We start from the raw sequence: 11,571 nt of genomic DNA, 5'->3' as shown, positions 1-11,571 counted from the left end.
TTTTATGGGTAAGCGTTAGTTTGATCAACTCATTGAAAAACAAGGTTTAATTTAAATTCGTTTGAGTGTTTTAGAGGGGGGTTTGGCAGGCGTGAAAAGTTGCGGGCCAGAGGTTTAAAACATCCTGCGCAGGATTCAGCAGAAGTTGCTTGGCTGGTGCTGCTGGAGCAGCACCGATTGCCCGCTTGACTGTTGCTGCGCCAGCACCGCCCCCCCCAGCCCGTAGGAGCCGGCTTGCCGGCGAAGACGCCCGTGAGGCATGCATCGCCTGGGCTGGCGCCTTCGCTGGCAAGCCAGCTCCTACGGGTTCCACCGTCAGTTCGTGGGGTTATACCGCCACGCGGGAGGTGGAGCCGATGACCGTCTCCAGCACACTGAAGTCGATCCACTCGCGCACGTCGAAACGCCGGGGAATGAACTGCCAGCGATGCAGGAAATCGGTGAAGTCCTGCAAGGCCTCGATGGATCGCGCATCCAGGGTGGTGCGCAGGCGTCGGTGGGCATCCTCGCCATAGGCGGCCGCCACCCAGTACTCGCTGGTGTTCAGTTCCCGGGCCAGGAAGCGCCGGGTTTCCTCGGGGTTGGCCCAGGCCCATTGTTCGGTGCGCAATACGGTGTCGACGATCTTCACGCTGGCGTCGAAGTGCTCGCGCAGCAGGTGGGTGTCCACGGTCAGGGTACGCGGGGTGCCGTTGTTGGAGCGGATCAGCGGGTCGGGGTGGGAACCGGTGTCCACCACCACCTGCAGGCCGAACTCGTTGGCCAGGTGCACGGCGTGGGCGCCCTTGAGGAAGATCGCGTCGATATCGCCCCGCAGCAGGCCGATCAGTTCGTTGTTGCGCCGGCTGAAGCGGGTCACCCCAAGGCTCACTTCGGAACCGTACAGGTGCTGCTTCTGCTCATCGCTGTAGGTGCCGCCGTAGGGGTAGTCCACCAGTTCCACGTCGGCCACTTCCAGGCCTTCGAGCCTGAGGGCGTTCTCCAGGCCGCGCAGGGCCTGGGCCCGGGTGAAGTCGATCTGCACGTTGGCCCACTTGGGCAGGCCGAAGCGCCGGTTCTTCAAGTCGCGGATGCTCTTCACGCCGCTTTCGGCGGTGGTCAGGATCAACTGCACCTCGTCGCTCCAGGACAAGCCCAGGACCCGGGTCTGCACGCCGCTGGAGTAGGCCCAGATGGCCGGGATGTTGCCGCCGTGGCGCACCGAGTTCTGCAGGTGGTGGTCGTAGTGGGCCTCGCGCACTTCGCGTTCGCTGGATTCGCGCAGGGACTGGATATTGGTGCCGAACGGCAGGAAGGCCTCTGCCAGGCGTCCGGACTGTACCGCGATGCCGAGCCCGGTGGGCACCGGGCTGTGGGTGTACCAGAGGGTATCGAGTGATTTGCTCATAAGGGTCTTCAGTTCGAATCCATGAAACCTGGCGCGGTCAGCCGGCCAGAGCGGTAGGGGTAGCCAGCAGCGCATCCAGCGGCCGGCGGTCGATCCATTGGCGCACATCCACCTGCTGCGGGGTGAAGCGCCAGCGCCGCAGGAAGGCGCTGAAATCCTGCAGCGCGTCGATGGCCTGTTCTTCCAGGCCGGTGCGCAGGCGCAGGTGGGCATCCTCGCCATAGGCAGCGCTGGTCCAGTACTCGCTACTGTTGGTTTCCCGGGCCAGGTAGCGGCGGGTGTCTTCCGGGTGGTGGCGGGCCCAGTCTTCGGCCCGCAGCACCGCGCCGAGAATCCCGGTGGCGACGTCCAAGTGCTGCTCCAGCAGATGACTGTCCACCGTCAGGGTGCGCGGTGTGCCGTTGTTGCAGCGGATCAGCGGGTCGGGGTGGGCGCCGGTGTCGATCAGGGTACGCAGGCCGAACTCGTGGGCATGGCGGGCGGCGCTGGCGCCCTTGAGGAAGATCGCGTCGACTTCGCCTCGCAGCAGGCCCTGCAGTTCCAGGTTGCGTCCGCTGCTGGGCTGGGCGCTGACCGGGGTGTCGGCCAGGGTCTGCACCTGGGGGTCGCTGAAGGTGCCGCCGTAGCGGTAGTTCACCAGTTGCAGGTCGCCCACTTGCAGGCCGTCCAGGCCCAGGGCGTTTTCCAGGCCGCGCAGGGCCTGGGCGCGGGTGAAGTCGATCTGTGCGCCGGCCCAGTCCGGCAGGCCGAAGCGTCGGCCCTTGAGCTCCTTGATGCGGTGGATGCCGCTGTCGGCACGGGTCAGGATCAGTTGCACTTCATCGGCCCAGGACAGGCCGATCAGCCGGGTTTCCCGGCCCTGGGCCCGGGCCCAGAGGGCCGGGATGCTGCCGCCGTGGCGCACCGAGTTGCGCAGGCTGTGATCGAAGTGCGACTCGCGCACGGCCTGGTCGCTGGACTCGCGCAGCGACTGCACCTGGGTGCCGAGGGCGCCGAGGCTGTCTTGCAGCCAGCCTTTCTGCACGGCAATGCCCAGGCCCGTGGGGACCGGGCAGCGGGTGTACCAGAGGGTATCCAGAGGATGGGACATGAACGGGCTCCTTATAGGCTCAGGCGCGGGCCTGTAGCGGCGTCGCCTGGGCGACGGGGCGTTGCTGCACCAGGGGCAGGACTTCCTGGCCGATGCGCAGGGCTTCTTCCAGGTGCGGGTTGCCCGCCAGGATGAAGGTGGAGAAACCGGCATCGCGGTACTCCGCCAGGCGCTCGGCAACGTTCTGGTGGCTGCCCACCAGGCCCACGGTGGGCCCCGGCTTGGCCTTGGCGAAGCCGGCCCAGAGGTTGGGGCCGAGGATCAGGTCGTCGAAGCGGTCGACGTTCTGGTGGTAGGCGGTCTGCCGCGCAGCGCCCACCGAATCCGAGCCGCTGGTGAAGTTCTTGGCGATCAGGCTGCCCTTGCCTTCGAGCTTGTCGAACTGACGGCGCAGGTCGGCCCAGGCCTGCTCTTCGGTTTCCCGGGCGAACAGATCGACCCGCAGGCCGAAGCGCACCGTGCGCCCCTGTTTGTCCGCCAGCTCGCGAACTCGCTCGATGTGGGGCTTGAGCTGGTCGATGGGCTCGGCCCAGTTGAGGTAGACGTCGGCGTGCCGCGCCGCCACGTCCAGGGCCGCATCGGAGAAACCGGAAAAATACACCCCCGGCTTGCGCTCCTGCTGCAGGCCCGGGGGCAGGGCGCCGTTCTCCAGTTGGTAGATATCGCCGTCATAGGAGAAGCGTTCGTTCTGCCACAGGCCCTGGATGATGTCGAGGAACTCGCCGGTGCGCTGGTAGCGCCGGTCGTGGTCCAGGTAATCGCCATTGGCTCGCTGGCTGACCGGGTTGCCGCCGGTGATGATGTTCCAGTCCAGGCGGCCGTGGCTGAGGTTCTGCAGGATCGCCGCTTGTTGGGCGGCGTAGGCCGGCAGGGTCCAGGTGGCCTGGAAGGCGATCAGAAAGCGGATGCGCCGGGTTTCCCGGGCCAGGGCCGCGGCCACCACCCAGGGCTCGGGGCCGGTAGGCAGCAGGGCGCCTTCGAAGCCCGCCAGCTCGGCGGCCTTGGCCACCTGGGCGATGTAGTCGATGTAGGTGAAACCGTCGGGCTCGCCGTTGGCCAGGCGCCCGGGGGCGATATGCCCGGCACGGGGGTGGGGGTTGCCGCGATTGTGCTTGTCGGTGCTCAACTGCGGGCCGTCGGTGCCCAGCGGCAGGCGCCAGAAAAATTCAGTGCTCATGGGTGCTCCTGATTCAGTAACCCGTTGCGCCGCGCGGGTGCGAAGACGCCTGTCAGGGGGTAATTGCAACGGCCATGCCATGGCCGTCGCAGCCCACCATGGCGGGGGTTCGGGGGCTTCAGCCGGCCTAGCGCAGGGCCCTGGTGCTGCTGTAGCAGCACCCCGGCAGCAACCGCTGCTGAGCGCGCAACAACCCAGCGCCTCCTTGCCGGCGAACAGGCCCTTGAGCCTTGTGCTGTCCTTGCGGGCGCCTTCGCTGGCAAGCCAGCGCCTACAGCTGGCGCGATACCGGCGGTGCTTGTGTAGGAGCCGGCTTGCCGGCGAAAGGGGCCGCGGGGCTTGCGCCGCCGGGTTGGTCGGCGCTACGCAGATAGGCCTGGTACAACGCCGCATAGGCGCCGCTCTGCCGGATCAACTGCTGATGCGGTCCCTGTTCCACCAGTTGGCCGTGGCGGATCACCGCGATCCGGTCGGCGTCCCGGATGGTCGCCAGGCGGTGGGCAATGATGATCGCCGTGCGCCCCTGGCACAGCCGGCGCAGGGCGCGCTGGATGCGCCGCTCGGTGTGGATGTCCACCGCCGAGGTGGCTTCGTCCAGTACCAGCACCGCCGGGTTGGCCAGGTAGGCCCGTACCAGGCACACCAGTTGCCGCTGGCCATGGCTCAGGTGCCCACCCAGGGGGCCGACCTCGCTGTGGTACTGGTGGGGCAGGCGTTCCAGCACCTCGTCGGCCCCCAGCTCCCGGGCCGCGGCAATCAGCGTTGCATCATCGGCGCCGGGGGCTGCCAGGCGCAGGTTGTCGAGGATAGTGCCGCTGAACAGCACATTGTCCTGCAGCACCACGCCCACGGCCCGGCGCAGGTCGTGCTGGGCCAGGTGCCGGATGTCCACGCCGTCGAGCGTCACGGCGCCACCCTGAACGTCGTAGAAACGGGTCAGCAACTGCACCAGGGTGCTTTTGCCATGGCCCGAGGGGCCGACAATCGCCAGCACTTCGCCGGCCTTGATCTGCAGGTCCAGGTTCTGGATCACCGCGTTTTTGCTCCTGGGGTCGTAGGCGAACCGCACCTGTTCGAAACCGACCTCGCCCCGGGCCCGCTGCATGCGCTGGGGCTGGGCCGGGTCGAGGACCTGGGGCCGGGTGTCCAGCAGCAGAAAGATCCGCTGCGCCGAGGCCGAGCCGGTGGCGTAGCGTTCGAACAGGTCAGAGAGCTCCTGCAACGGGCCCAGAAACAGAAACACGTAGAACAGGCTTTCCGCCATCTGGCCAACGCTGATCTGGTTATCGGCCAGCCCATAGCCGCCCACCAGCAGCAGCGCGGCCATGCCGGCGGTGCTGAGCAGCGCAGTGAATGGGGCGAACCAGCTGGAGCGCAGGCTGCCGCGGATCAGCGCCTGGTTGAAGTCATCCAGCAGGCCGCGATAGCGCTGCAGGTTGGGTTCCTGCTGCCCGCATTGCTGGAGCATGCGCGCGCCGCTGACGCTTTCCACCAGGTGCGCGGTGAAGCGGCTGCGGTTCTCCGCGACCCTGGCCCAGTTGCGCTGGGAGATGCGCTTGAAGCCCCAGGTCGCCAGCGCCAGCAGCGGCACCGTGGCCGCCAGGCTGAGGAAGAAGCGCGGGTCGATGCGCCACAGCATCAGCGCCGCCAGGCCGCAGCGCAGCAGGGCCCCCAGCAGCTCCGGCGGGCCCTGGATCAGCAGCGGCTCCAGGCTGTCGACGTCGCGGTCGGCGCGGGAAATGATGCGCCCGGCGCGGGTCTGGTCGAAGTAGCTGACGCTCAGGGCCTGGATATGGGCAAAGACCTTGACCCGCAGGTCGTTGAGCACCCGGATCGCCGCGCTGCCGGCGACGAACTGCGACAGCCCGGCCAGGACGAAGCGCCCCAGCCAGCTGGCCGCCAGCCCCAGGCCCAGCCACAGCACCAGGGACTCGTCCAGCAGCCAGTGACCCTGGTCCGGGACCAGCCCGCGGTCCAGCAGTTCGCGCACGAACCAGGGCCGCAGGAACACCGTGAACACCAGCAGCAACTCGATGCCGATCACCGTCAGGATCGGGCCGCGGATCGGCCGCAGCAGGGGCAGCAGGCGCGACAGCATGCTGCGGTCCAGGGCCTGGCGGGCAAGCATTTCCTCGATTTCGATATCGCTCAGGGCCTTGCCGGCGATTGGATTAGCCATGGTCGACTCCCAGCAGGTCGCGGTAGTGGGCGTTGGTCTTGAGCAGCTCGGCGTGGCGGCCGCTGGCGCGGATTCGCCCGTCCTGCAGCAGCAACACCCGGTCCGCCAGGAGAATGGTCGAGAGCTTGCTGGAGATCACCAGCAAGGTGGTGGCCCGGCCCTGGTCTCGGCGCAACTGGCGGATGTTGTCCAGCACCTGGCGTTCGCTGATGGCGTCCAGGGCGCTGGTGGCGTCGTCGAGGCAGAGAATGTCCGGCTCCCCCAGCAGCGCCCGGGCCAGGCTCAGGCGCTGGCGCTGGCCACCGGAGAGGGTGACCCCGCGATCGCCGAGGCGGCTGTCCAGCCCTTGGGGCAAGCGTTCCAGTACGTCTTCGGCGGCTGCCAGGGCCAGGCCCTGGCGCAGTTGCCGGTGGCTGGCGTCGGGGGCCGTGAGGCGCAGGTTGGCCGCCAGGGTGTCGGAAAACAGGAAGCTTTCCTGGGGCACCACATGCACCCGGCACCGCAGCTGTTGCAGGTCCAGGTCGCGCACGTCCTGCCAGCCGCTGAGTTCCGAGCCCAGCAGCACCCGGCCGGCACCGGCCTCGGTGAGGCGCGGCAGGAGGCTGGCCAACAGGCTCTTGCCGGTGCCGGTGGCGCCCACCAGGGCCACCACCTCGCCGGGCTCAAGGCTCAGGGAGCAGTCATCGAGAATCTTCCGGCCACCGCCGGGGGCGCTGACGCTGACCCCCTCCAGGCGCAACCCCAGGGGCGCCTGGGGCAGCCGGGCGTTGCCACTGCGGATGTGCAGCGGCTCGTCCAGCAACTGCCAGATGCGCTCGGCACTGGAGCGGGCATCGGCGAAGGTCTGCATCACCCGGCCGATGCCTTCGATGCGAAACACCAGGGTGGTCACGATCAGCAGGGCGCTGACCAGCTCGCCGATCCCCAGCTGCCCGGCCGCCACCTGATGAGCGCCGTAGACCAGGATCCACACGTGGCTGAGGGCGACCACGGCCTGGGGCAGGGGGATACGCGAACTGGAATAGGCCAGGGCCCGGCGCGCGTGCTCGGCGAACAGCCCGACCTGGGCGGCAAAACCCTGGATGCGGCTGTGCTCCAGGGCGAAGGACTTGATCACCCGCACCCCGCCGATGCCCTCGCTGAGGTCCTGGTTGACCCGGTCGTAGGCAGCGCCCACTGCGCGGTCGAGGCTCACCAGGTGCTCGGTCTGGCGCACGAAGATCCACAGTCCGCAGGCGGTGAGCAGCAGCGGCACCACCGCCAGCCAGGGGCTGTACCAGGCCAGCAGGCCGACCGTGGCCAGCACCACCAGGGGCGTTTCCACCACCTGGCGCCAGAAGCTGATCAGGGCATCGCGGACCTTGTCTGCATCGCGGGTGGTGCGGGTGATCATTTCACCCATGCCGTGCTGCCAGTGGTAGCCCAGGTGCAGGCCCTGGACCTGCTGCAGGATGCGCTCGCGCAGGCGGGTCAGCAGTTCCTGGCTGAGCACCAGGGACAACACCGTGGCGGCGTACTGCAACAGGCCGCGGCCCAGGGCCACCGCCAGCAGCAGCCACAGCCAGTACCAGCCCAGGCTGGCATCCAGGCTGCCGTCGGCCAGGTGCTTTACCGCCTGCCCGCTGCTGACATCGTTGACCGCATGGCCGATCAGCCACTGCTGCCAGACCAGCCCGAGGTTGACGGCGACATAGAGCAGCGCCACCAGGGTGAAGCGCCAGGGCACTTCCCGGTAGATCGCCAGCGCGCGCAAAAGAGGGTGTTTTTCGATCATGCAGGGCTCGTTCAAAAAATCGGCCACCCCCGTAGGAGCCGGCTTGCCGGCGAAGAGGCCCTCGAGCCTTGTGTCGGTCTTGAGGACGCCTTCGCTGGCGAGCCAGCTCCTACGGTGTGCGTGATGCCATGGTTATTGGTAGGAGCCGGCTTGCCGGCGAAGAGGCCCCCGAGCCTTGTGTCGGTCTTGAGGACGCTTTCGCTGGCAAGCCAGCTCCTACGAGGGATGGCGGTGGTTGGGGTTATGGCGCGGGGCGGGTCGCGCCCTGTTGCTCCTTGGCGTTGAGGATCGCGGTGTATTCGCCCGGGTCGACGCCGTTGAGGTAGTAGTTGCCCACGTGGTGCAGGCGCCAGCGGATCGGGTCGTGGGTGGTGTGCACCCGGGCATTGCGCCAGAAGCGGTCGAGGTTCCATTTGCTCAGGGAGGAACTGGCCCCCAACAGCGAGAAGATGTCGCTGGAGATCTTCAGCGAGGCGCTGTCGGAATGGGCCCGGGCGGTGGCTACGGACAGGATCAGCTGGTCCTGCAGTTCCTTGTTGTCCGGGTCCTGCTCGTGTTCGTCGAACACCCGCGCGGCATCGCGCAGCAAGGATTCGGCAGCACGCAGGGCCACGGCGTATTCACCGATCTGCTTGATGATGTGCGGCTCTTCGCTGGCGTGGTCGACGCCGCTTTCCACCCAGGGCCGGGCGTGCTGCTTGAGGTAGTCCACCGCGGCCCCCAGGGCTCCGGCGGCGATCCCGGTGTCGATGGCTGCATGGAGGATCTGCGGGAAGGTCAGGCCGGTGCGTTTCATCGGGCCCTTGCGCGGCGAGACAAAGTCTTCGTCCAGTTCGATGTTGTCGAACAGCACCGTGCCGCTGACCGAATTCTGCTGGCCGAAGGCATGCCAGTCGTCCACCAGGGTCAGGCCCGGGGCGTTGCGGTTGAGCAGCACCCCGGCGCCGCCTTCTTCGCTGGCGGCGGTCAGGGAAATCCATTCGGCCAGGTAGGAACCGGTGGAGTAGAACTTGCTGCCGTTAAGGATCAGCTTGCCGTCGGCGCGGCGCTCGATACGGGTCTTGAGGGCGAACTTGTTCTTGCCGCCGATCTCCGCCAGGGCATTGCCCAGGCGCTTGCCGGCCAGCACGTCGCTGACCACGCGGTCGCGCACGGCATCCGGGTAACCGTTGAAGATGCCCCGCAGCATCACGTTGTGGATCTGCAGCAACTGGCCGACACCGCCATCGGCCACCGAGATCAGGCGCACCGTTTCGACGATGGTGGCCACCGAGGCCCCCAGGCCACCGAAGGCCTTGGGTACACCGATGGCGGTCAGGCCGCTGTCGGACAGCAACTGCGCCTGGCGCCTCGGCAACTGGCCGTTGGCCTGGCTGTCGGCGGCGATGGCGGCGATTTCCGTGGCGATTTCCCGGGCCACGGCGATGGCTTCGGCCTCGCTGCCCAGGACACGGACCGGAGTGACAGGAAGGGCTTGAACGCTACTCATGCTGGTACCTCTATCTGAAGAAATCTGCCCCCAGGGGCGTGTGTATCGACCTGATCCGTAGGAGCCGGCTTGCCGGCGAAAGGGCCCTTGAGCCTGGCGCCGGTCTTGGCAATGCCTTCGCTGGCAAGCCAGCTCCTACAGGGGCGTGTGTATCGGCCTTATCCGTAGGAGCCGGCTTGCCGGCGAAGGGGCTCTTGAACCTTGCGCCGGTCTTGGCGACGCCTTCGCTGGCAAGCCAGCTCCTACGAAAAAGGGCTGGGTTTGAGGAGGCTTGAGCAAGTTCTGCGCCAGGGCCTTTTCAGTGTGCTGAAAATCCGTTGCAGGCCTTGTGCGACAAGGCTGGCGGGCGGGTGCGCAATGGGTGCTAAAACGCCTGCTGCTGCTCCAGCAGCAATGCTCGTCGGCCCGTTGCTCCGACAGCAGCAGTCGCTGCGCAATGCTGCTGGTCGGGCAGCAGTCGGCGAGGTGCCGGTTTCGCGGGCAGCGGCCCAGGCCCCGTAATCCGGGGCCTGGGCCGGTTGGCACGGGCGCTGCAATAGCCCTGGCAACCGCCATTGCACAGGAACTCGTTCATGACGCTTGCCGCCACATTGCCCACGTCCGCTGCCCAGCCTGAACTGGAGCAGATCTGGTTCACCCGCTGCCCGGTGCCCACGGCTTCCGGGATCGCCTACAAGCTGGGCTGGCTCAGCGAGGAGTTTGCCGCCGACGGCCTGCCGGTCGCGACCCTGCAGGAAGCCCGGCAACTGGGCCATCACCATTACGATCACCAATTGCCCGGGCTGTTTCGCGAGGGCGGCAACGTGCCGGCCCTGGCTGCCCGCGCCGCCGGTTCCCCCAGCCGGCTGATCGGCCTGACCTGGATCGAGGAATGGCAAACCTTGCTGGTGCGCCCGGATTCCGGCATCAGCCGCCCCGAGCACCTCAAGGGCAAGCGCCTGGCGCTCCCGGCCTGGGGCGAAAACCGCCCGGGTAGCATCGCCCGGGCCATGAGCCTGCACGGCTACAAAGGCGCGTTGAGCCTGGCGGGCCTGGGTTTCGACGACGTGCAACTGGTGGAAGTGGCATTGCAGGACCAGGAGCGCGCCGCCTCGCCCCAGGAAGGGTTGCAGCGCCTGTGGTCGGGCCTGGACTACCTGGTGCGCGGCGAGGTGGACGCGGTCTACGTCAAGGGGGCTGCCGCCGCCGATGCCGCGCGGCGCCTGGGGCTGGTGGTGGGTATCGACCTGGACCTGATCGCTGAGCCGCGCTACCGCATCAACAACGGCACGCCGCGACCGATCACCGTGCACCAGAGCCTCTTGGACAATCACTTCGATCTGGTGGTGCGCTTTCTCGCCCAGACCCTGCGCGCCGCCGACTGGGCGGCCCACAACCGGCCGGCCCTGAACGCCATCCTGGAAGAGGAAACCCGGGCCGGCAGTGCCGGGGTGAATGAGGCCTACCGCGGCGATTTCCACACCACCCTGGCGCCGGACCTGTCGCCGCAGCGCCTGGAGTTTCTCGATATCCAGAAAAACTTCCTCTATCGCCATGGCTTCCTGGAACGGGATTTCGCCATTGCCGACTGGGTCGACCCACGTCCCTTGCACGCCGCCCATGAACTGCTGGCCCAGCGCCGCGCCTGAACCCGGAGAATTGCCATGACCGTATTGATCAACGAACAACCCATTACCCAGGAACTGCAGGCCTTCATCGATCAGGTGCTGCTGGAGGCCGAACAGGCGTTCACCGTGTTCCGCGAAACCCAGACCATCACCGCCAACGGCACCGTGGGCTTCATCGAGCGGGTACCGGGCCAGGAACTGCTGGTCTCGGTGAACTACGGCGGCCCGTGGAACTACCGCAAACCGTTGCAGGCCACGGTCACCGACTTTGCCGGCAAGGTGATCCTCGGCCAGGGCAAGGGCGGCCTCGGTCGCTACACCAAACTGTTCCAGCAACACTCCGATATCACCACCGTGTCCCACGTGCATTCGCCGTACCTGGGCGCCTGGGCGCAGACCCACCGCACGCTGCCGTTCCACTATGTGCCCGTGCAGCGCTACCAGCTGGCCCGGGAGCTGCCGGTGTACATCGACCGGCGCCAGCCCGAGGTGGACTTCATCCTCGACAGCATTGCCCAGAACCCCTTCAACCTGGCGATTCTCGAAGCCAACGGCGGCTCCACGGTATGGGGCAAGCAGGGCCTGCGGGCCACGGCGGAATTCATCCTGTTGCTGGAAGAGGGCGCGCAACTGCAACTGCTGGCCGACGCCCTGGGTGGCTCCCGCCCTTATGGCCCAGGCGTACTGACCCAGCAATGGAAGATGAGCGGCCTGTACGAGCGCGCCACGGAGCTCGGCCTGGTGCCCGCCATCGACCGCCGCAGCTGACCTGCCGCTCCCCGGGCAGCGGCTATCGGAGCTGTTGTAGGAGCTGGCTTGCCAGCGAAAGCGCCCGCAAGGGCGATACAAGGCTTGAGGGCCTCTTCGC

General features: G+C 67.4%; 8 protein-coding genes. 2 read left to right on the top strand and 6 right to left on the bottom strand.

What is annotated here, in order from left to right:
* Positions 1-328: 328 nt before the first annotated feature.
* The 6 genes from AC07R1_RS05625 to AC07R1_RS05600 form a co-directional block, all read right to left on the bottom strand.
* Positions 329-1,387: an ABC transporter substrate-binding protein gene (locus AC07R1_RS05625; protein WP_011061460.1), complete on the bottom strand. Its 1,059-nt coding sequence runs from the start codon at positions 1,385-1,387 to the stop codon at positions 329-331.
* Between the two features lie 37 nt (positions 1,388-1,424).
* On the bottom strand, positions 1,425-2,477 hold the full coding sequence (locus tag AC07R1_RS05620; protein WP_495110248.1) for an ABC transporter substrate-binding protein: 1,053 nt from the start codon (positions 2,475-2,477) through the stop codon (positions 1,425-1,427).
* A gap of 19 nt (positions 2,478-2,496) precedes the next feature.
* Positions 2,497-3,654: an LLM class flavin-dependent oxidoreductase gene (locus AC07R1_RS05615; protein ID WP_041118346.1), complete on the bottom strand. Its 1,158-nt coding sequence runs from the start codon at positions 3,652-3,654 to the stop codon at positions 2,497-2,499.
* Positions 3,655-3,925: 271 nt separating this feature from the next.
* A complete protein-coding gene (locus tag AC07R1_RS05610) occupies positions 3,926-5,833 on the bottom strand; it encodes an ABC transporter ATP-binding protein (protein ID WP_123473434.1) in 1,908 nt (635 codons plus the stop codon).
* Entirely contained in the window at positions 5,826-7,607 is a 1,782-nt protein-coding gene (locus AC07R1_RS05605) for an ABC transporter ATP-binding protein (RefSeq protein ID WP_495110247.1), read from the bottom strand. Before AC07R1_RS05605 ends, AC07R1_RS05610 begins: the two co-directional genes overlap by 8 nt.
* 241 nt (positions 7,608-7,848) lie before the next feature.
* Complete coding sequence (locus AC07R1_RS05600) at positions 7,849-9,096, bottom strand: acyl-CoA dehydrogenase family protein (RefSeq protein WP_011061455.1); 1,248 nt, start codon at positions 9,094-9,096, stop codon at positions 7,849-7,851.
* 572 nt (positions 9,097-9,668) lie between these two features.
* On the opposite strand from AC07R1_RS05600, the gene AC07R1_RS05595 reads away from it, so the two are divergent.
* Together AC07R1_RS05595 and AC07R1_RS05590 are read left to right on the top strand one after the other, a co-directional pair.
* Positions 9,669-10,724 (top strand): ABC transporter substrate-binding protein, encoded by a 1,056-nt coding sequence (locus AC07R1_RS05595; protein ID WP_019094953.1) that lies wholly within the window; start codon positions 9,669-9,671, stop codon positions 10,722-10,724.
* 15 nt (positions 10,725-10,739) lie between these two features.
* Entirely contained in the window at positions 10,740-11,471 is a 732-nt protein-coding gene (locus AC07R1_RS05590) for a class II aldolase/adducin family protein (RefSeq protein WP_041118341.1), read from the top strand.
* The last annotated feature ends 100 nt before the right edge of the window (positions 11,472-11,571 follow it).

This window comes from Pseudomonas sp. GW821-FHT07F01, assembly GCF_059418825.1.
The sequence above is the reverse complement of the archived record's forward strand: the minus strand, read 5'-3'. Positions and strand labels throughout refer to the sequence as shown.